We start from the raw sequence: 20303 nt of genomic DNA on the forward strand, positions 1-20303 counted from the left end.
TGTGGTAAGGGCTGTAATTTATGGGTGAAAAAACTAACACTCATCTGAGTGACGAGCATTACTTTAATTTATATGTCGATAACTATTGCGACCTTTTGGATGATATAAAAGATAAAATAGAGAAAAATAAACCTGATCAGACATTGGTCAAGAAATTAAGCGAGAATATTTTCACCGTCTCATCAGCTCTTTTGAATTGTGTAAAAATCGCATTGGAAAACGATTACCAACTATCCAGTAGATTGAAAAAATTCATGCTTGAGCCAATAAATCAACTGAATGAGTTTCATAATAGCAATAGGAAAAATTGTCCTTCATTTGATAAATGCTACCATTTAAAGCCGAACTCAAAATTAAAGCCCAAAAGAGTAAATTTAATAAATTTTAACGTTGAGATTTTAGGTGTCTACTTAAATGGATACCTATTGGGAATGAAGTATTCACAAGGCAAAAAACCTTCACTCAACCAATATAATCCTATTGTAAAAAAAATTATTACGAATGATGAAAAGACCTTAACTAAACGAGAGAAATCGTACAAAAACATTCACTTATCAAAACCATCCGTTAATATATACCTTGAGGGCTATGCAGATGGGATTTGGGAGAGACACTTAGATGATAATAACCCGTTGAATTATGACAGCCTAATTGAATCACTATATAATATTTCTATGTTATCCGGTAACTTTAAGTGGGTAAGCAAAGGACTGATCGCTCTTGCTATAAATAGCATAATGTTTAGTCTGTTAGTTAAAAATGGTGAGATAGTGCCAGATGTTGAATATAGTGAATCCACTCGAATAAACTCCAACCTTATAGGTACGGTGATGGGGGCGTATATGGTTTTAGGTGATGGAATTCACTCGACACTTATATACGGAGATAAAAAACTTAAAGCTTTTTGGCATAACCGTAATAACGTGCAGGCGTTTATAAATGAGATTTCAAAATTCCCTATCCCAGATATGGGGGATAAATTCAATGTGTATGAATATTCACTTCCAGATGGGTCCATTAAAAAGTGGGATGGACTTGGCAAAATTCCAAATGAATTCAAAGAGTTAACATTAAGGTCACATAAAGAAATGAGTGATTACATGATCGATTATTGAAAATATAACGATAGATATTTCCGTTTAACGCTACCCAACTTTGATTCAATAAACCAAGAATTAAACCATTGAATCTTAGCCGCACCATATTTAATTCACCATCAAGGTTACAAGGTTACAAGGTTACAAGGTTACAAGGTTACAAGGTTACAAGGTTACAAGGTTACAAGGTTACAAGGTTACAAGGTTACAAGGTTACAATAAAATGGTGATGAGTTTTATTATCAACACATTTAACCCATGCATTACTTTGTTACTTTGTTACTTTGTTACTTTGTTACTTTGTTACTTTGTTACTTTGTTACTTTGTTACTTTGTTACTTTGTTACTTTGTTACTTTGTTACCTCAACCAATAATCTTCTTGATATATCTACACATCTAACCAGCATTACATCCGCAACAAACACTATTATATTTAAAATCATTTATTCCATGTGCATAAAGATCGTTTATCTACCAAACATCTTTCGAGGGCATCTTTCAACTTACTAATGGAAACCTGTCCTCCATATCTATCGTAGCTGATTCCACCATTGGCATGTCCTAGAATTGCGGCGGCGTATTGAACTGGTTCCCCCGATGCTTTGAACGCATTCGCTACTGTGTGCCTCAGACTATGAAAGTCCTTAGAAATGGGTTTGTTGCAGCTAAACCATTTCCCCCAACCATGACTATAACAACCTTGGACGAAACTTAATTCAGTAAACAGTCTACCACCAGCACGGCTTTGTAAGAAATCAAGGAAGCCCTCAGCAAGTAGCATCGAATGGATGGGAACATAACGAGCACTGTTAGCTGTCTTTAGCTTCTGGTCATCTCGATTACTGCGAATGTTAATACACCACACACCATCGATGCACTGAATGTCGTCGGCGTATAGCTGGCAAATTTCGTTGGCTCTGGCCCCCGTATAAACACCAAGCAACGCGATCCATTTTCGATGAGGTTTCTGGCGTTTGGCCCACGCAATGAACATACGTAACTCAGCCTCGGTGTAGGCACTACGAGGGTTTGTCTCTTTGACCCGCTGAATACTCAAGCCTTCGAACAGGTTGCTTATCCCTTCGTGATGAGCTGTGATCCACTTGAAGAACAGGGATAGCTTCTGAAGGTACTTGTTGATAGTGGTAGGGCTTTTGCCAGATCCCATCAGCCAATCCTTGAATCGTACTGCGTCACTTTTGACATACTTGTTTACGGGTTTATCCCCTATGCATGTGATGAAAGTGCCTAGATAGTTCCTCTGGTGCTTAGTCTCATTGGGTGACCAAGACAGCGAACGCTCCTTGAGATACTTATCGACCAACTTGGAGAGCTTTGGAGGCTCCACTGAACGCGAAGGGTTACGCCGTGTTGATGCCTGAAACTCTGGCCGACTTGTTACAACGATAGGGTCTGAAGACAGTAGGCTGACCTGTTCAAGAAAGGAAGATGGCAATGGCTTATCTGGACGAGTTTTGCCACCCGAACGCATACAGGCCAGCAAATCCAACACCTTCTTCTTGGCTTCGGACTTGTCTCTTGTTCTAAGCGTCTTCTTGATTTCTTTGCGGCGGCCACAGGGCAGCGTAGTGATCTTGCGGAAGTACCAGATACCGCGGGGACTGAGCCAGAGATTCATTGAGGTTGCCTCCAGTTCGTCCACATAAAGTGGATGACCAGACGGGCTTTTTGGCTAACTTATTGATGAACTAGAAATGGTGGAGGCTCTGCAAGCCACATCCCGGCACTCGAAGGACTCGCCTTGGCTGCTACCTTCCGGTCCTGACCAGGTCGACGAGATTCCGATGCGGGAGGACCAACAGAGCCCCCATAACAACGCAGTGGATACTAACGATAGCTCTCTGAGTTTGCAATGTTTTTCACCCTGGAGTGTATCAAGTGACGCAAAAGCAGGCAGCCTGGATCGGGCCACGGTTAGCGCGGAATGACTCGGGGTTAACGGCCGCTTTCATCATGCAACCAGTGTTGATATGTCCGCTCAATAGTTCCATCGGCGATCAGTTGACGTAAGGTGGCATCAAGCCGTTGCAGCAATTGGATATTGCCCTTTTTCACCGCCAGAGCCACAGGGGCACCTTGTTTGGCTCTGACCAACTCGCGAACTTGGACGCCCAACTGCTTGGCCAGGTAGATCCCCACTTCTCGGGGCATGATGGCACCCTCGATCTTGCCTTGTTTGAGCAGGGACATGGCCTCTTGTTTGCTATCCACTTTCAAGATCCGAAAACGCTCACGGATCCCCTGCTCTCGCCACTCCTCTTCCAGTAAAGTCTGTCGATCACCACTGATCAGCTTGCCATAGAGATCGGATAGCTGCTGTACCCCAGAATTATTGGCCATCACAAACAGCACACCGGTTCGTTCATAATAGGGCAGGGTAAAATCGAAGTAGCGTTGCCGCTGCGGGGTTATCTCCATGCCTGTGATGAAATCCAGGTGGCCAAAGCGCAGCTCGTTGAGCACCAGATCCCAGTTATCCTGCACCAGCAGTAATTCAATCTCCATCTTGCTGAACAACAGATGCACCACCTGCGCATCAAAACCATCTGCCTTGCCTGATCTCTGATACTGGTAAGGAGGAAAGCCCAAGGCCAGACCACAGCGCAATGGCTGAGTCCAGGCATTCCCTGCCGCCAACGCCAGCACTATCAGCAAGAGGACGCGGTAGCATCTAAGCACTGAAAAAGAGTTCATCTGGCACACGCAAATTCATTGATAATCACTCCGTCCAAGCAAGAGTTGGTCACGACCCATTCTGACTATCCTAACGCCTTTTGACTGTGAACCAAGCTTAAGAAACAGGCCACATAAGCGTGGCCTAGTAAAGGGAGGATGGAGCAGAGCAGAGTGAGCCCCTATGAGCCCATGATGTGGGCACTCTGCACCAACTCCAGCAACGGCTGGGGAAAGATCCCCAGCGCCAACACTATCAGGGCCGAAAGCAAGACGACAATACCACCAGCCGAGAGCGCCCAATCCTGCTCGGCATCCCGCACCGGCTGGCTTGGTTCACGCAAGTAGAGGGTGACCATGACCCGCAGGTAGTAATAGAGGCCGATGGCACTGCCCAGCACCACGGCGCCAGTCAGCCACCAGAGCCCAGCCTGGACACCGACGCTGATAATGTAGAACTTGCCGATGAAACCGAGGGTCATGGGAATACCCGCCAGCGAGAGCATCATGACAGTCAGCACAGCGGTAAGATAGGGTCTATGCCAGAAGAGGCCGCGATAGCTATGCAGGGAGTCGGCATCCTTGCCCTGATAGGGGCTGGACATCAGGCTGACCACACCAAAGGCGCCAAGGCTGGTAAAGAGATACATCAACAGATAAACCCCTGCCGCCTCGATGGGCAGCACCTGCTGGCGACTGGCCACCACCACGGCGAGCAGATAACCAAAGTGCGCCACCGAGGAGTAACCCAGCATCCGCTTGATGTTGCTCTGCTGCAGGGCCAACAGGTTACCCGCCAGAATGGAGAGGATGGCCAATACACTCAAGAGCAGCTGCATCATATGGGCATCGGCTGCAGGCACCGCCAGGTAAAAGCGCAACAGGGCGCAGAAGATGGCGATCTTGCTGGCAGTAGCCAGGAATGCAGCCACAGGAGCCGGGGCGCCCTCATACACATCCGGCGTCCAGAGATGAAAGGGGGCAATCGAGAGCTTGAAGGCAAAGCCAACCAGCATCATACCAAGCCCGGCCAGCAACAGTGGCTGATGGGCAGGCTCCACCGCCAGGCTCTTGCCCAAGTCGATGAAACTGAGGCTCCCTACCTGGGCATAGAGCAAGGCGATACCAAACAACAGGAAACCGGTCGCAGTAGCCGAGAGCACCATGTACTTGATGGCCGCCTCCAGTGAGCGGCGCTCCCGGTAGGCATAGCCCACCAGACCAAACATGGGTAGAGAGATGAGTTCGATACCGATAAACAGGGAGGCCAGATGCTGGGTCACGGCCAACACCAGACCTCCGCAGGTGGCGATCAGTAGCAGCAGATAGAACTCTTCGCGATTATCCGGGTAACGCTTGAGCCAGGCATGGGCAAAGGTGGTACTGGCTAACGCGGCCATCAGCACCAGTGCCATATAAAACACACCGTAACCATCCACCTGCAGCAGGGGTGTTACCTCGATAGGCAACACCCCCCCCACGGCAAATAGCGACAGCAGGGCCAGATTCAGCCCCCCTGCCGTGATCACAAAGGCCGTATTGATACAGCGCCGCCAGGCAATGGCCAGCATCAATGCGACCATGGTCAAGGCCGTGATAAACAACGGTAGCGCGGCGATCAACTGCGAATTGGAAAACGTCATCTAAAGTACCCCTTCGTGCACGGATGAGAGTGCCACAAACCAATGCTGAACCGAGCTGACTGTGCCACTGGCCGTATCGATCACCGGCTGCGGATAGATACCCAGGGCTATGAGTAACCCCGCCAACAGCAACATCATGCCCAGTTCGCGGCCCCCTAACCCCGCCAGAGGGGCCTCACTCTTGGCCGGACCAAAGCAGGCGCGCTGCATCATGATCAGGGAGTAGACAGAGGCCAGTACCAGACCGAACGTGGCTATCACCACCACGGTAGGCGCCACGGGGAAGCTACCCAGCAGGATCAAAAACTCACCGACAAAGTTACCGGTACCAGGGAGCCCCAACGAAGCCACGGCGAAAAAGAGCATAATGCCGGGCAAATAGCGGATACGCCCCCACAAGCCGCCCATCTGGCGCAGATCCCGGGTATGCAGTCGCTCATAGATCTGACCACACAGAATAAACAGCGCCGCCGCCGAGAGACCATGGGCAATCATCTGGATCACCGCGCCCTGCAGGGCCAACTGGGTGCCAGAGTAGATGGCGATAAGCACGAAGCCCATGTGGGAAATACTGGTGTAGGCAATGAGGCGCTTGATATCGGTTTGACTGAAGGCCAGTACGGCACCATAGATAATGCCACCCAGGCCCAGCGCCATGGCAATGGGCGCAAACTCGGCCGAGGCATGGGGAAAGAGTGGCAAGCTAAAGCGCAACAAGCCATAGGCGGCCGTTTTTAGCAAGATACCGGCCAAGTCCACTGAACCGGCTGTGGGCGCCTGACTGTGGGCATCGGGCAACCAACCATGCAAGGGCACGACCGGCATCTTGACGGCAAAAGCCAGGAAGAAGCCCAACATCAGCAGATACTCCACCTCATGACTCATGGGCGTGTTGAGCAGGGTCTCATAGCTGAAGGAGAGCACTCCGGTCGCCTGATAGTGAACCAGCACCAAACCCAGGATCGCCACCAGCATCACCAAACCGCTGGACTGGGTGTAGATGAAGAACTTGGTGGCTGCATTGATCCGCGAGCGACCATCCGAGGCCACATGGCCCCAGAGGGCGATGAGAAAGTACATGGGTACTAGCATCATCTCCCAGAAGAAAAAGAAGAGGAACAGATCCAGCGCCATGAAGACACCGATCACCCCCCCCAGGATCCAGAGCAGGTTGAGATGAAAAAAGCCGGTTCGCTGGCCAATTTCACGCCAGGAGCAGAGCACCGCCATCACCCCGAGAAAGCCGGTCAACAGCACCATCAGCAGGGAGAGGCCATCCACCGCCAGATGAAACGAGATGCCAAAGCGCGGTATCCAGGGCAGATTGCACTCGGCACTCCAGGCGGGAATGCCCTGCTGGCTCAGGGAAAAATCGCCCTGTAACCAGAGGAGGATGGAGATCGACAGGGTTAACAACATGGAAAGCAGCGCAATCCAGCGTGGCGTCTGCATGCTCAGGCGTTCAGATTGCCAACAGAGTAACCCACCAATAAACGGGGTCAAAAGTATCCATAATAGCATCACGATAATCGCTCTCTTGTCAGACTAACAGCAACAACGCCAGCACCATCAGGGTACCGAGCCCCATGGATGCGGCATACCAGCGCAACTTACCGGAAACCGTTTTGCCCAGCAGTTGGTTACCCAGGCTGGCAAACCAGGCAGGTAGCTCCATCAGCCGATCACAAGGGTCAGCGGCCAGGATCCGGGTCAACCAGAGGTAGGGGCGAACAAAGAGGCGATCATAGAGCCAGTCAAAGCCCCAGGCATGGAGCCAGAGCTGGCTCAGTAACCGCCCTACCCCGCAAGATGCCAGCGATGAGACCAACTTGCGCTCACCACTGAATAGCCAGAACGCCAAGCCAATACCCACCAAGGCCACGATGCCGGAAAGCAGCTCAAGGGCATGCTTACCCTCCTCGATACCAGCCCCAGGGGCGGCAGGTAAGACCCCCGCCAGCGGGGGGACGATCAGCGCACCGACAAAGGTGGAGAGCAGCATCAGCACCAGTAACGGCAGATGATGAGCCACCCCATGTCCAGGATGCGCCTGAACTTGTGGCTTGCCATGAAAGACGATGACGATGAGACGGAAGGTATAGAGGGAGGTAAGAAACGCCCCCACCAGACCCGCCCATAACAGCGTCGTCTGCCCCGAGGCCTGCACCTGCCAGAGGATGGCATCCTTACTGTAGAAGCCCGCCGTGACCAGAGGCAGAGCCGCCAGAGCCGAGCCCCCTACCAGGAAACAGGCGTAGACCAGAGGCAGTGAACGGCGTAGCCCCCCCATCTTGAAGATATTCTGCTCATGGTGGCAGGCCAGGATCACAGAGCCCGCCGAGAGGAAGAGCAGGGCCTTGAAGAAAGCGTGGGTCATCAGATGGAAGATGGCGCCATCCCAGGCTCCCACGCCCAAGGCCAGGAACATGTAACCTATCTGGCTCATGGTGGAGTAAGCCAGGATACGCTTGATATCGGTCTGCACCAGAGCCGCAAAACCCGCCAGCAACAGCGTCAAGGCTCCTACGACCGCCACCAGATGCAGCACATCCGGCTCCAGCACAAACAGGCCGTGAGTCCGGGCAATAAGATAGACGCCTGCGGTCACCATGGTGGCGGCGTGGATCAAGGCCGAGACCGGAGTTGGGCCGGCCATGGCATCGGCAAGCCAGGTTTGCAACGGCAACTGGGCCGATTTACCCACGGCGCCCCCCAACAGCAGCAAACAGGCAAGACGCAGCGCAGGTGAGCCACTAGGCCACAGCTCGCTAGCTCGCACCACCAGCTCGCTAATGTTCAAGGTCCCCAGCTCCCGGTAGAGGATGAACATACCGATGGCCAGGAACACATCGCCCACTCGCGTCACCACGAAGGCTTTGAGCGCCGCGGCACCGTTGGCCGGATGGCGATAGTAGAAGCCGATCAGCAGATAGCTGCACAAACCGACCCCTTCCCAACCCAGATAGACAAACATCAGATCGTCCGCCAGGATGAGGAACAGCATGCTGGCGATGAAGAGGTTGGTATAGGCGAAGAAACGGGAGTAGCCCTCCTCCCCGCGCATATACCAGGAGGCGAAGAGGTGAATGAAGAACCCCACCCCGGTCACGACGCCCAACATAGTCAGCGAGAGGCCATCCAGCCGCAACTGGAGAGCAGGTTGAAACGCCCCCACTGAGACCCAACGCCAGAGCGGTTGCAGATACACCCCCTCAAGCGGTGGATGGGCGAGAAAATCAATGCCGACCCAGAGGGCCACCAAGGCCGAGAGGCCGACACTGCCCACCCCCAGTAACGCGGCACGGGACTCCTGCCAACGGCCACTGGAGAAGGCTAAGAGCAATGCGCTTAGCAAGGGAAACAAAAACGTCAGAAATAGTAGGCTCATCCGCGCATCTCGCTCACGATATCCACATCCAGTGTGTGATGACGGCGATAGAGCATCAGCAATAACGCCAACCCGATACTGGCCTCGGCAGCCGCCAGCGAGATCACCAGAATGTACATGATCTGGCCATCAGCCTGACCCCAACGACTCCCGGCCACCACAAACGCCAACGCCGTTGCATTCATCATGACTTCGATGCTCATGAGAATAAACAACAGGTTACGACGCATCAGCAGGCCACAGAGCCCCAAACAGAAGAGTACGGCGGCTACCAGCAGCCCATGCTCCATGGGAATGGCGTTCATTGCTTGCCTCCTTCGTGATGGGTGGCGAGAACTTCGCCCTGTTTATCTTCCTTGCCCAGATGATAGGCGGTCACTAGCCCCGCCAGCAGCAGGATGGAGGCCAGCTCTACGGCCAGCAGATAGGGGCCAAACAGGCTGATCCCCACGGCCTTGGCTGTCACTTCCGTGCCACCTATGGTGGCGCCTTGCACCGAGAGAATGGCATTGCCCAGTATGATCAGCAGCAGGAAGGCCAGCACGGCGGGCAGAGCCCAACTACCCGGCGTCAACCACTGTTTCTCCTGCACCTCGGCACTGCCTAAGTTCAGCATCATCACCACGAATACAAACAGCACCATAATGGCCCCGGCATAGACGATCACCTGCATGGCCCCAGCAAAACCGGCCCCCAAGGTGAAGAAGATCATGGCCACCGCAATCAAGGAGATAATGAGATTGAGCAGGGCATGCATCGGATTACTGTTACTGATCACCCGCACCGTCGCCACTATGGCAATGAGTGCCGAGGCATAAAACGCAACTAACTCCATGGGTTACTCCTCAGGGCATCAGGCTCTTGACATCAATCGGCTTGGCTTCGTGCTCGGCAGCCCCCTTGGGCTTGCCGTCTATGGCCATACCGCTCATGCGATAGAAGTTGTAGTCCGGGTACTTGCCGGGGCCGGAGATGAGCAGATCCTCTTTCTCGTAGACCAGATCCTGACGCCGATACTCCCCCAGCTCAAAATCTGGCGTGAGCTGAATGGCGGTAGTGGGGCAAGCCTCTTCGCACAAACCGCAAAAGATGCAGCGGGAGAAGTTGATGCGAAAGAACTCCGGATACCAGCGACCATCCTCCCGTTCACTCTTCTGTAGCGAGATACAACCCACAGGACAGGCCACGGCGCACAGATTACAGGCGACACAGCGCTCATCCCCGTCGGGGTCCCGGGTCAGGACTATGCGTCCACGGTAACGGGGTGGCATGTAGACTGCCTCCTCCGGGTAGCAGAGGGTGTCCCGCTTGCGCCAGGTATGGGAGAAGATCATGGCCAGACTGCGGATCTGAGTGCCGACACCATTAATAATTTCTTTAATAATCATACAGCTGCCTCAGCTTTGACTCAGAAGAACCCAAGCCCCGGTCGCCAGCATGTTGAGCAGGGTCAGGGGCAGACACACCTTCCAGCCAAACGACATCACCTGATCGAAGCGGGGTCGAGGCAAGGAGGCGCGCAGCAGGATAAAGAGCATCATGAAGAAACCTGTCTTCAATACAAACCAGACCAGGGGGGGCAACCAGGGGCCCAGCCAACCACCGAAGAAGAGGCTGACAATCATGGAGGAGACCAGCACTATGCCTATGTACTCGCCGACAAAGAACAGCCCCCACTTCATGCCTGCGTACTCGATGTGATACCCATCGGCCAGCTCTTGCTCGGCCTCGGGTTGATCGAAGGGGTGTCTGTGTGTCACGGCCACGCCGGCAAAAGCAAAGGTCACAAAGCCGAAAAACTGCGGGATTATGTTCCACATCCCGGCCTGGGCCTCGACAATCTCGCGCAGATTAAAGGTACCGCTCTGAATGACGATGCCCATGAGGGAGAGCCCCAGAAAAACTTCATAACTCAGGGTCTGAGCCGAGGCCCGCAGGCTACCCAGCAGGGCATACTTGTTGTTGCTGGACCAACCGGCAAACAGGACGGCATAGACAGCCAGACCCGCAATGGCAAAGAAGTAGAGCACGCCAATATTGAGATCCGCCACCCCCCAAGTAGGGGTGATGGGCACGATCACAAAGGCCATCAAAAAGGCGGTAAAGGCGATGATAGGCGCCAGCACGAAGATGCGGCGATCGGCAAAGGGCGGGATCCAGTCCTCTTTGAAGAACATCTTCAACATATCGGCCACCAGTTGGAAAATCCCGCCTGGACCGACCCGGTTTGGGCCATAACGATCCTGCCATAACCCCAACAAGCGGCGCTCGATGAAGCTCATGAAGGCGCCCGCCCCTACCACCACCACCAGGATCAGTAACGCCTTGGCTACGGAGATGATGATCGCCAGTAACTGTTCGTCAAACATCATAGTACCGCCTCCCGCACAGTGGTGATCTGCTGATGGTGCAGGGCCGTAGGCAAGCCTGGTAAGCCAAGCGGCAGCCCCATGAGACCCGTGGCCAGTTCATCACTTAACTGCAATTGCAGCCGCCAGTGACTCCCTTCCCATTCAAACTCCACCAGCCCGGCCGACAAGCCCAAACGGGCGGCATCTTGGGGGTTCAGGTATAGCTTGGCGTCACTCATCCGCAGCTGGAACACCTCTGAGCGAGCCGACAGCTCTTCCGAGCCAAAGAGTTGCGGGTAGTTGACCACCACCAAGCTGGTACCATGGCCACTAAAACGGGCCGGGACCTGATTAAAGTAGTGCAGGGAGGGTGAGACCGAGGCTTCGATGAGCCGCAGGCCAGGATCTCCGGCGCGCAGATGGCCCCCCACCTCAGCCTGGAATTTGTTCCAGGCGGAAGGCGAGTTCCAACCGGGAGCCCAGGCAAATGGCACCTGTTGGAAGGGCTCACGACTGCCAGAGTACCCCTCCATGGAGAAGGCGAAAGGTGAGTCCTCATCTTGGGGTGCTCGGCGCTCATGGACGTCCAGATTGGCACGCATGGCGGTACGACCACTGTAGCGATGGGGTTCCCGGGCCAGTTTCATTCCCTTGATGCGAAAACGGGCGTTGGGGGCGGCCGCGACAATCGGCTGCAGCGCCGGAGTGGATTGGGCACAAGCCGTTGTCAACTCCTCCAAAGAGCGCCACTGGTAATGACGGTGGGCAATCAACTGGCCAATGGCATCCAGCCAGCGCCAGCTCTCCTTGATCAGGACACTCTCATCATAAAAGGCCGGGTCATAGAGCTGGAAGTAACGCTGGGCACGCGCCTCACTGCTGACCACAGTGCCATCCCCTTCGGCAAAGGTGGCGGCGGGCAGAATGAGATCGGCGCGTTTGGCGGTATCGTGATACTGGTGATCGAGCACCACTAAATGAGAGACGCGATCCAGCACCCTATCCACCTGCTGACGACTGGCCCGGCGGTAGAGATCATTCTCCATCACCACCAGCGCCACCTCGGACTCCTGCTCCAGCCGCGAGAAGGCGATCTCCAGCGGCTGGCCTCCCAGCAGGGCCAAGCCCACTGAGTTGACCTCTTCGGCCACCATAAATAGCGCGACTGGCTGCTGGCTCTGCTTAAGTGCCTTGGCCACATTGGCGGCGGCATCCAGTAGGGCCAGGGAGCCCGCCGTGGTACCTGCCACTATCAAGGGGCGTTTAGCGGCTTTGAGCAACTGGGCCCAAGCGTGAGCCCGGGCCTCTTCATCGGCGCTGAGATCGCTGACCGCAGGCGCTTCCGGATCCAGCAGATGAGCGATGGCAAAGCCAAGGCGGGCTTGATCTTCATAAGCCCCGTGGAAGGTAGCCGTGGCCGCATCGTCCAGCCGAGTCTCATCCAGACTGGTGATGAGCAGTGGGTAACGAGCCCCCTGCCCCAGGGTCTGGATGGCGGCGGTTTGCCACAGATCCACTTTCAGATCCCGGGCCATCTCGCGGGCCTTGCCCTTGGTGGCCTGCCGTACCGATAGGGCCAGCCGCGCCGCCGTCTGGGTAATATCCTCACCCAGCACCAGCACGGCATCATGCTCCTCCACTTCCCGCAGGGTCGCCAGGGGAATGCCACTGGCCTGCATGATATGCACCATACGATGCAGAGCCGCCCACTCTCTAAGCTCGATGCCACTGTAGAAGTTTTCGGCTCCCACCAGCTCACGCAGGGCAAAGTTGCTCTCCAGTGAGGCGCGTGGTGACCCTATGCCTATGACTTGGCTGGCCCCCCGCAACTTATCCGCCACCCGATTGAGGGCGTCGTTGAGCTCGAGTCGATTCTGCTCCCGCCCGCGTTGGGCCAGAGGGTGCTTGGGGCGATCCAGACGATTGACATAGCCATAGCCAAAACGGCCACGATCACAGAGGAAGTAGTGGTTAACCGCACCATTGAAGCGGTTTTCGATGCGTCTGAGCTCGCCATAACGCTCACCCGGACTGATGTTGCACCCCAGAGCGCACCCCTGACAGATGCTGGGGGCAAACTGCATGTCCCACTTGCGGTTGAAACGGGCAGAGTGGGTCTTGTCGGTGAATACCCCGGTGGGGCAGATCTCGACCAGGTTACCGGAAAATTCACTCTCCAGCGTCCCATCCTCTACCCGGCCAAAGTAGACGTTATCGTGGGCGCCGTAGACCCCCAGATCGGTGCCATCGGCATAATCCTTGTAGTAGCGGACACAGCGATAGCAGGCGATGCAGCGATTCATCTCATGGGAGATGAAAGGGCCCAGCTCCTGATTTTTGTGGGTACGTTTGGTGAAGCGATAACGACGACTGTTGTGGCCCGTCATCACAGTCATATCCTGCAGATGGCAGGCGCCCCCCTCTTCACAGACCGGACAGTCGTGAGGGTGGTTGGTCATCAGCCACTCCACCACGTTCTTGCGAAATGCCTTGGCCTCTTCATCTTCGATGGAGATATAGGTGCCTTCGCTGGCGGGCGTCATACAGGACATCACCAGACGGCCACGCTTATCATCGGCATTTTGATACTGTTTAACTGCGCATTGGCGACAGGCCCCCACGCTGCCCAGCGCCGGGTGCCAGCAAAAATAGGGCACATCCAAGCCTAACGAGAGACAGGCCTGCAACAGGTTGTCTGCGCCATCTACTTCAAATTCCTTGCCATCTACATGGATCGTGGCCATAGCAATGTTTATCCCTTGTTCTGTTCACGCCAATTCACACCAATCGGGCGACCGGGCGACTACCAACGCTCACTGAGCAGATTGGGTTGAATGCCCGCTAGAGGTTGCCGGCTCTCATGCGTCGAGGCGGCAATACCCGCCTCAAACTCGGCTCGAAAATACTTGATGGCGCTCTGCAGCGGCTCCACCGCCCCCGGTGCATGGGCACAGAAGGTCTTGCCCGGGCCCAGGGAGCGACACAGCTGCTCCAGGGTCTCGATGTCACCGGCTTGACCCTGCCCCTGCTCCAGGGCGCGCAAGATCTTGACGCTCCAGGGCAGGCCATCACGGCAAGGGGTACACCAGCCGCAGGATTCGCGGGCAAAGAACTCTTCCAGGTTGCGGGTCAGGGAGACCATGTTGATGGTGTTATCCACCGCCATGGCCAGCGCCGTGCCCAAGCGACTACCCGCCTTGCCTATGGAGTCAAAATCCATCGGCAGATCCAGGTGCTGCTCGGTGAGAAAATCGGTGCCCGCCCCACCCGGCTGCCAGGCTTTGAAGGTGTAGCCCGGTTGCATGCCACCGGCATACTCCTCCAGTATCTCCCGGGCCGTGGTGCCAAAGGGCAGCTCCCACAGACCAGGACGTTGCACTCGACCGGAGAAGCCCATCAACTTGGTGCCGGCGTCTGTGCTCTTACCTGCACTGAGTCCCTTGTACCAGGCTGCACCGTTGAGCACTATGGCGGGTACGTTGTTCAGGGTTTCCACATTGTTGACACAGGTGGGCTTGCCCCAGGCTCCGACCACAGCCGGGAACGGCGGCTTGGCACGCGGGTTGGCACGACGCCCCTCCAGCGAGCTGATGAGCGCCGTCTCTTCGCCACAGATGTAGCGACCAGCCCCGGTATGGACAAAGAGCTCAAAATCAAAACCACTGCCCAGAATATTCTTGCCCAGCAGCCCGGCGGCTTTTGCTTCCTCTATCGCCCGGCGCAGCCGCTCGGCGGCCACCACATACTCGCCACGCAAAAAGATGTAACCGCGATAGGTCTGTAGCGCCCAGGCGGCGAGTATCATCCCCTCTATCAGCTGATGAGGCAGCTGCTCCATCAAGAGGCGATCCTTGTAGGTGCCTGGCTCCATCTCATCGGCATTGCACAACAGGTATTTGCGATCGAAGCGGGCCTCCATGGGCATCAGGCTCCACTTCACCCCGGTGGGAAACCCGGCCCCGCCGCGACCGCGCAAGCCGGCCTCTTTGACCAGATTGGTCACCTCCAGCGGCGCCATACCCTTGATGGCACGCTCTGCCGCCACATAGCCCTGCTTGGCCCTGTACTCATCGAGCCAGACAGGCTGGCTATCGGAGCGCAGGCGCCAAGTGAGCGGTTGCTTCTCTGCAGTCAAGATCATGGATAGTGCTCCAGTAGACGCTCCAGCTCAGCCATGGTGATAGCGTCACCGGAGCCGAAGGCATGGGTGTCATCGTCTATCATCAGGGTGGGCCCCTTGTCGCAATTGCCCAGGCAGCAGACCGGCAACAGGGTAAAACGACCGTCAGATGTGGTTTGCCCCAGGCCAATCCCCAGTTTGCTCTCCAACGCCTGCAAGAGTGACTGGTAACCCGTGATGAAACAGACCACGCTGTCACACAGGCGGATGATGTGGCGGCCCACAGGTTGCCGGAAGATCTGGCTATAGAAGGTAGCCACCCCTTCAATATCGCTGGCCGGGATCCCCAACTGCTGGGCAATGGCGTGAATGGCGCCGTCCGGTACCCAACCCCGAGCCTTCTGCACGATTTTCAAGGCTTCAATGGAAGCAGCCCGAGCATCTTCATAGTGCCCCTTTTCATGCTCTATGGCCTCGCGCTCGGCACAGCTCAGTTCAAACGGCTCCGCCTGGCTGCTAGAGGCGCACCCTCCAGGTTGACATTGGCATTCATGAGTCATAATTAGCGGTCCACATCCGACATAACAAAATCGATACTGCCCAGATAGACGATGAGATCTGAGACCATGCTGCCGCGGATCACAGAGGGGATCTGCTGCAGATGGGCAAAGCTGGGCGTCCGGATCCGGGTGCGATAGCTCATGGTGCTGCCATCGCTCGTCAGGTAATAACTGTTGGCCCCCTTGGTGGCCTCAATCATCTGCAGTGACTCACCCGCCGGCATCACAGGCCCCCAGGAGACCTGCAAGAAGTGGGTGATCAGGGTCTCGATATCCTGCAGCGTGCGATCCTTGGGCGGCGGCGTCGTCAGCGGATGCTCCGCCTTGAAGGGGCCGGAGGGCATGTTCTTCATGCACTGCTCTATGATGCGCATGCTCTGGCGGATCTCCTCGATCCGCACCATGGCTCGGTCATAGGCATCACCATTGGCGCCGACGGGCACCTCAAAATCAAATTGCTCGTAACCGGAATAGGGACGCCATTTGCGCAGGTCGAAATTCAGACCTGTGGCCCGTAAACCGGCGCCGGTCACCCCCCACTGCAGTGCCTCTTGAGTGGTATAGGCGGCGACCCCTATGGTGCGCCCCTTGAGCACGCTATTTTGCATGGCGGCTTTGACATACTCATTCAGCCGCTTGGGCAGCCAGTCCAGCAGATTTTCCTGTACCAACCGCTGCCAGCCATTAGGCAAGTCATGGGCCACCCCACCGATGCGGAACCAGGCCGGGTGCATACGCGCCCCGGTGATGGCCTCTATGATGGTGTAAATCTTCTGCCGGTCGGTGAAGGCATAGAACACTGGCGTCATGGCCCCCACATCCTGGATATAGGTGCCCAGGAACAGAAGATGGCTGTTGATGCGGAAGAGCTCGCACAGCATGACCCGGATAACATTGACCCGATTGGGAACGGTAATGCCCGCCAGTTTTTCCACGGCCAGCACATAGGGCAGGTTGTTCATCACCCCGCCCAGATACTCCACCCGATCGGTGAAGGGGATATAGCTATGCCAGGATTGGCGCTCCCCCATCTTCTCGGCACCACGGTGGTGATAGCCGATGTCAGGCACACAGTCGCGCACCTCTTCCCCATCCAACTGCAGCACGATGCGGAAGGCTCCGTGGGCGGAAGGGTGATTGGGGCCCAGGTTGAGGAACATGTAATCTTCACTCTCGCTGGAGCGGCGCATGCCCCACTCTTCCGGCTTGAAGCGCAGCGCCTCCTGCTCCATGTCCTGCTTGGCGGCATCGAGCATAAAGGGGTCGAACTCGGTAGCCCGGGCCGGGTAATCCTTGCGCAGCGGGTGTCCCTGCCAGCTCTTGGGCATCATGATGCGGGTCAGATGGGGGTGACCGCTGAACTTGATCCCCAGCAGATCCCACACTTCGCGCTCATACCAGTTGGCATTGGCAAACAGCTCGGTGGCCGTCGGCAGGTTCAAGTCTGCTTCGTTCAGCGGCACCTTGAGCATCACATCGCTGTTCCGCTCTATGGAGAGCAGATGGTAGAAAACGGTAAAGTCAGCCGGGGGCAGCCCCGCTCTGTGGGTACGCAAACGCTCATCGATACCGTGCAGGTCATAGAGCATCACATAGGGCTTAGGCACCTTCTGCAAGAAGGCCAGTACCTCCAGCAATTTATCGCGGGGCAGCCAAATCACCGGAATGCCCATGCGCGTGGTTTGCACCACGAAGTGCTCGGCCCCAAAATGGGCAAAGAGTTCGATCACCACGGCTGAGTTGGCATGATCATCGGGTTGCCATGCCTGCATACCAGGGTTAACGGGGAATTGATCAGTCAGTCTCATGGCCGCTCCCTAAATCTCGTCAGGCGTGCGTAAGTTAGTGACGGCAATGCGTTCACCACGCTTGCGCTCCCGCTCAGAATCCATCTGCGGCCGATAGACCCCTTGATCACCCACCACCCAGGAAAGAGGACGTCGCTCCTTGCCGATGGAGTCCTGCAGCAGCATCAGCGCCTGCAAAAAAGCCTCCGGACGAGGCGGGCAACCGGGAATGTAAACATCCACGGGTAAAAACTTGTCTACCCCCTGCACCACAGAGTAGATGTCATACATGCCGCCTGAGTTGGCACAGGCGCCCATTGAGATGACCCACTTGGGCTCCAGCATCTGCTCATATAAGCGCTGGATAACCGGCGCCATCTTGATGAAAGGCGTACCGGCTATCACCATGAAGTCAGCTTGACGCGGTGAGGCTCGGATCACTTCAGCCCCGAAGCGCGCCACATCGTGGGGGGCGGTGAAGGCGGTGGTCATCTCCACATAACAACAGGAGATACCAAAGTTATAGGGCCACAACGAATTCTTGCGGCCCCAGTTCACGGCGTTATGCAACACATCTTCGACCTTACCCATCAAGATGCCGCGTTCAGCCTGCTGCATCAGGGGATCATCCACCGTCTGTTTCTGCTCCAGAGGATAACGGTCATGGGTAGCATCGGGATCGATACGTGTCAGGGTGTACTTCATACGAAACCTCAGACAGATGGCGGAAGTGACTGCTCAGTCCGTGTTTGACGACGCGAACGCAAGGGTGTCCAGTCCAGGGCACCAATGCGCACCAGATAGATAAGGCCTACCAGCAGTAACAGGATAAAGATGGCGGCTTCAATGAAGCCCATCCAACCCGTTTCACGCACGGAAACGGACCAGGCGAAGAGATAGAGCGCCTCAACGTCGAAGATGACGAAGAACATGGCGACCAGATAGAACTTGGCAGAAAAACGCAGGCGCGCTGTGCCGACTGAGTCGACCCCTGACTCGAAGGGTTTGTTTTTGGCACGACCAAACGCCCGACCACCTAACAGGGAGGCTAGCCCTATCATCACCAGACACAAACCCACACCCGCCAACAGATACACACCAAAAGCCCAGTGCTGAGCCAAGAGTTCCGTAGACATACGATCTTCCTTAACCAAAAGTGTGGAATAGGGGCCCCATATATAGGCGGGGTCTTAGATTTGTCTTAGCAATGATAGGTGATTGAAGATGTAGGAATTGTGAGTCTTTCCGCAAATTGTGACGCAGTGGTTAATTGCTAGTTAAATAAAACCAGCAATATCACATAGATGGGCTACGCACTGGCCCCCTAGCCTATACCAACCATTGCCATCATGTCGTAAGCCCCAGCTAGCCGCAGATATCAGTATCTCCAGACTCTATGACAGATCGTTGATTGCGGCCCACACCGCAAACGGGGCCGGACTATGCGAATGACCGGAGAGTAGGAAGCTCGACATGTTTATATAAAACGTCACTTCGCAATTGCACCATTATGTTAAAAAGCAGAGTAAATACTCTTAAATGTTCAACTCAATAAAATGACGAGTTGAAGGACAATGAAAAGAAAAATACACAAAAACCTTATTTTTAGATGGCATACATGCGGTTTGAGCATAGAAAGAACAGCAAAACTTTGTTCAAGAAGCGTGACAACAGTCACAAAGTGGGATGGCGGACACCCTATCCCACCGGAATGCCGACTACTAATGGAAATAGTAGGAGGGGTAAAACTGGACGAATTAAATCAACAGTGGAAGGGATGGCAAATCCGAGCAAACTTGCTAATGGCTCCAGGAGGAGAAACCCTTAGCGTCGAAAGACTATGGGAGATACTACAAAGACAAGCAGAGGCGCGAGTCAGGGATAGACCGAATCAAAAACGGCAATTCGCATGGTACTGGAGACAAAAATAAAGAAGGGCCAAACGGCCCTTTTTCATGGGCAAACTTTATACATCTGCTCCTTCACTGCAGGATCCTGAGACTCAGAAAACTGAAGCATAAGCTGACTACATTCGCGCTCTTGCCGCTCGGCCTGGGTTAACTGCCGGGCAGGACCAATCTCAGCATGAGAAGGCACCACAGGAGGAGCCATAGCACGAAAGCTATTCACAGCAGGAGCAATGGCAGCATGAGCGAAGGCGTTAACCTCAGATTGCATCTGCTGGCGCTCTAGCGACATACGCTGAGTCTCCCGCGTGAAAAATTCGTCGGCACTGCGAAGAGCCAGATGGAAATAAAGCGACATGGCTAACCACGACAGGAGAAGAAACACAGGAGTAAAACCAAGCGCGAACCAGAACCCCCGACCAATATACCCCGTATTCAGCTCAAACACCTGCTTAGGCAACGGCATAGCAAACCCCAATAGAATCCCAAGCACCCACGATACTACACAGCCAGAAAGCCGAACAAGCCAAGAGCCGGAAAAGAAGAAGAGCGGGCGGGAGTAGCTAGAAGGACTTTCACCCCGTATTACTATACGGGATGGACGAACACCGGCGCCACCCCAAGCAAGAATCAAGAACAAAGGCTGATGCGCAAGCGCACTAAAAGCAGTTTGGCAGAAAGGGAGGGGTTTCGTTGATTGAACGAAGGGGGAAAACTACGCGCCGGACAAGAGGGGAGTTTCAAAAAAGTTGGCA

General features: G+C 54.9%; 17 protein-coding genes and 1 other RNA gene. 1 reads left to right on the plus strand and 17 read right to left on the minus strand.

Annotated features, from left to right (window positions below):
• The first annotated feature begins 20 nt into the window (after window positions 1-20).
• On the plus strand, window positions 21-1115 hold the full coding sequence (locus tag ACZYTD_RS04450) for a hypothetical protein (RefSeq protein WP_463889737.1): 1095 nt from the start codon (window positions 21-23) through the stop codon (window positions 1113-1115).
• 422 nt (window positions 1116-1537) lie between these two features.
• Here ACZYTD_RS04450 and ACZYTD_RS04455 read toward each other — a convergent pair whose 3' ends face one another.
• The 17 genes from ACZYTD_RS04455 to ACZYTD_RS04535 all read right to left on the minus strand — a co-directional run bounded on the left by ACZYTD_RS04455 (window position 1538) and on the right by ACZYTD_RS04535 (window position 20014).
• Window positions 1538-2737, minus strand: coding sequence for a tyrosine-type recombinase/integrase (locus ACZYTD_RS04455; protein ID WP_463889738.1), 1200 nt, complete (start codon window positions 2735-2737; stop codon window positions 1538-1540).
• An 86-nt stretch (window positions 2738-2823) separates the two neighbouring features.
• Window positions 2824-2920, minus strand: an RNA gene (gene ffs / locus ACZYTD_RS04460) — signal recognition particle sRNA small type.
• 134 nt (window positions 2921-3054) lie between these two features.
• Window positions 3055-3813 (minus strand): transporter substrate-binding domain-containing protein, encoded by a 759-nt coding sequence (locus ACZYTD_RS04465; RefSeq protein ID WP_463889740.1) that lies wholly within the window; start codon window positions 3811-3813, stop codon window positions 3055-3057.
• A gap of 161 nt (window positions 3814-3974) precedes the next feature.
• On the minus strand, window positions 3975-5435 hold the full coding sequence (nuoN, locus tag ACZYTD_RS04470; RefSeq protein ID WP_463889741.1) for an NADH-quinone oxidoreductase subunit NuoN: 1461 nt from the start codon (window positions 5433-5435) through the stop codon (window positions 3975-3977).
• The gene (gene nuoM, locus ACZYTD_RS04475) at window positions 5436-6959 is read right to left on the minus strand and encodes an NADH-quinone oxidoreductase subunit M (protein ID WP_463889742.1); all 1524 of its coding nucleotides are present in this window, start codon (window positions 6957-6959) and stop codon (window positions 5436-5438) included.
• A gap of 16 nt (window positions 6960-6975) precedes the next feature.
• Entirely contained in the window at window positions 6976-8823 is a 1848-nt protein-coding gene (gene nuoL / locus ACZYTD_RS04480) for an NADH-quinone oxidoreductase subunit L (protein WP_463889743.1), read from the minus strand.
• Entirely contained in the window at window positions 8820-9128 is a 309-nt protein-coding gene (gene nuoK / locus ACZYTD_RS04485; protein WP_463889744.1) for an NADH-quinone oxidoreductase subunit NuoK, read from the minus strand. The genes nuoL and nuoK overlap by 4 nt, the downstream gene beginning before the upstream one ends.
• Window positions 9125-9658 (minus strand): NADH-quinone oxidoreductase subunit J, encoded by a 534-nt coding sequence (nuoJ, locus tag ACZYTD_RS04490; RefSeq protein WP_463889745.1) that lies wholly within the window; start codon window positions 9656-9658, stop codon window positions 9125-9127. Before nuoJ ends, nuoK begins: the two co-directional genes overlap by 4 nt.
• A 10-nt stretch (window positions 9659-9668) precedes the next feature.
• The gene (gene nuoI / locus ACZYTD_RS04495) at window positions 9669-10211 is read right to left on the minus strand and encodes an NADH-quinone oxidoreductase subunit NuoI (RefSeq protein ID WP_463889746.1); all 543 of its coding nucleotides are present in this window, start codon (window positions 10209-10211) and stop codon (window positions 9669-9671) included.
• A 9-nt stretch (window positions 10212-10220) separates the two neighbouring features.
• On the minus strand, window positions 10221-11192 hold the full coding sequence (gene nuoH / locus ACZYTD_RS04500; protein ID WP_463890101.1) for an NADH-quinone oxidoreductase subunit NuoH: 972 nt from the start codon (window positions 11190-11192) through the stop codon (window positions 10221-10223).
• Window positions 11192-13918 carry an NADH-quinone oxidoreductase subunit NuoG gene (gene nuoG, locus ACZYTD_RS04505; RefSeq protein ID WP_463889747.1) on the minus strand — a complete coding sequence of 909 codons (2727 nt, stop codon included), beginning with the start codon at window positions 13916-13918 and terminating at the stop codon, window positions 11192-11194. Before nuoG ends, nuoH begins: the two co-directional genes overlap by 1 nt.
• A 59-nt stretch (window positions 13919-13977) precedes the next feature.
• Window positions 13978-15315 (minus strand): NADH-quinone oxidoreductase subunit NuoF, encoded by a 1338-nt coding sequence (gene nuoF / locus ACZYTD_RS04510; protein ID WP_463889748.1) that lies wholly within the window; start codon window positions 15313-15315, stop codon window positions 13978-13980.
• Complete coding sequence (gene nuoE, locus ACZYTD_RS04515; protein WP_463889749.1) at window positions 15312-15854, minus strand: NADH-quinone oxidoreductase subunit NuoE; 543 nt, start codon at window positions 15852-15854, stop codon at window positions 15312-15314. Before nuoE ends, nuoF begins: the two co-directional genes overlap by 4 nt.
• 2 nt (window positions 15855-15856) lie before the next feature.
• Window positions 15857-17662, minus strand: a complete 1806-nt coding sequence (gene nuoC, locus ACZYTD_RS04520; RefSeq protein WP_463889750.1) for an NADH-quinone oxidoreductase subunit C/D — start codon at window positions 17660-17662, stop codon at window positions 15857-15859.
• A 9-nt stretch (window positions 17663-17671) separates the two neighbouring features.
• Window positions 17672-18346 (minus strand): NuoB/complex I 20 kDa subunit family protein, encoded by a 675-nt coding sequence (locus ACZYTD_RS04525; RefSeq protein WP_463889752.1) that lies wholly within the window; start codon window positions 18344-18346, stop codon window positions 17672-17674.
• Window positions 18347-18354: 8 nt separating this feature from the next.
• Window positions 18355-18777 carry an NADH-quinone oxidoreductase subunit A gene (locus tag ACZYTD_RS04530; RefSeq protein WP_463889753.1) on the minus strand — a complete coding sequence of 141 codons (423 nt, stop codon included), beginning with the start codon at window positions 18775-18777 and terminating at the stop codon, window positions 18355-18357.
• Between the two features lie 817 nt (window positions 18778-19594).
• Entirely contained in the window at window positions 19595-20014 is a 420-nt protein-coding gene (locus ACZYTD_RS04535) for a hypothetical protein (RefSeq protein ID WP_463889755.1), read from the minus strand.
• Window positions 20015-20303 lie beyond the last annotated feature (289 nt).

The sequence above is a fragment of the Pseudaeromonas sp. HNCC25DJ180 genome (genome assembly GCF_055413345.1).

What these genes read in the sequence shown, in the direction of transcription:
- nuoN (WP_463889741.1), bottom strand. Translation starts at nt 5,435, where the DNA reads ATGACGTTTTCCAATTCGCAGTTGATCGCCGCGCTACCGTTGTTTATC.
- nuoG (WP_463889747.1), bottom strand. Translation starts at nt 13,918, where the DNA reads ATGGCCACGATCCATGTAGATGGCAAGGAATTTGAAGTAGATGGCGCA.
- nuoE (WP_463889749.1), bottom strand. Translation starts at nt 15,854, where the DNA reads ATGACTCATGAATGCCAATGTCAACCTGGAGGGTGCGCCTCTAGCAGC.
- nuoF (WP_463889748.1), bottom strand. Translation starts at nt 15,315, where the DNA reads ATGATCTTGACTGCAGAGAAGCAACCGCTCACTTGGCGCCTGCGCTCC.
- nuoJ (WP_463889745.1), bottom strand. Translation starts at nt 9,658, where the DNA reads ATGGAGTTAGTTGCGTTTTATGCCTCGGCACTCATTGCCATAGTGGCG.
- nuoK (WP_463889744.1), bottom strand. Translation starts at nt 9,128, where the DNA reads ATGAACGCCATTCCCATGGAGCATGGGCTGCTGGTAGCCGCCGTACTC.
- ACZYTD_RS04450 (WP_463889737.1), top strand. Translation starts at nt 21, where the DNA reads ATGGGTGAAAAAACTAACACTCATCTGAGTGACGAGCATTACTTTAAT.
- ACZYTD_RS04530 (WP_463889753.1), bottom strand. Translation starts at nt 18,777, where the DNA reads ATGTCTACGGAACTCTTGGCTCAGCACTGGGCTTTTGGTGTGTATCTG.
- nuoL (WP_463889743.1), bottom strand. Translation starts at nt 8,823, where the DNA reads ATGAGCCTACTATTTCTGACGTTTTTGTTTCCCTTGCTAAGCGCATTG.
- nuoC (WP_463889750.1), bottom strand. Translation starts at nt 17,662, where the DNA reads ATGAGACTGACTGATCAATTCCCCGTTAACCCTGGTATGCAGGCATGG.
- nuoI (WP_463889746.1), bottom strand. Translation starts at nt 10,211, where the DNA reads ATGATTATTAAAGAAATTATTAATGGTGTCGGCACTCAGATCCGCAGT.
- ACZYTD_RS04535 (WP_463889755.1), bottom strand. Translation starts at nt 20,014, where the DNA reads ATGCCGTTGCCTAAGCAGGTGTTTGAGCTGAATACGGGGTATATTGGT.
- ACZYTD_RS04465 (WP_463889740.1), bottom strand. Translation starts at nt 3,813, where the DNA reads ATGAACTCTTTTTCAGTGCTTAGATGCTACCGCGTCCTCTTGCTGATA.
- nuoH (WP_463890101.1), bottom strand. Translation starts at nt 11,192, where the DNA reads ATGTTTGACGAACAGTTACTGGCGATCATCATCTCCGTAGCCAAGGCG.
- ACZYTD_RS04525 (WP_463889752.1), bottom strand. Translation starts at nt 18,346, where the DNA reads ATGAAGTACACCCTGACACGTATCGATCCCGATGCTACCCATGACCGT.
- ACZYTD_RS04455 (WP_463889738.1), bottom strand. Translation starts at nt 2,737, where the DNA reads ATGAATCTCTGGCTCAGTCCCCGCGGTATCTGGTACTTCCGCAAGATC.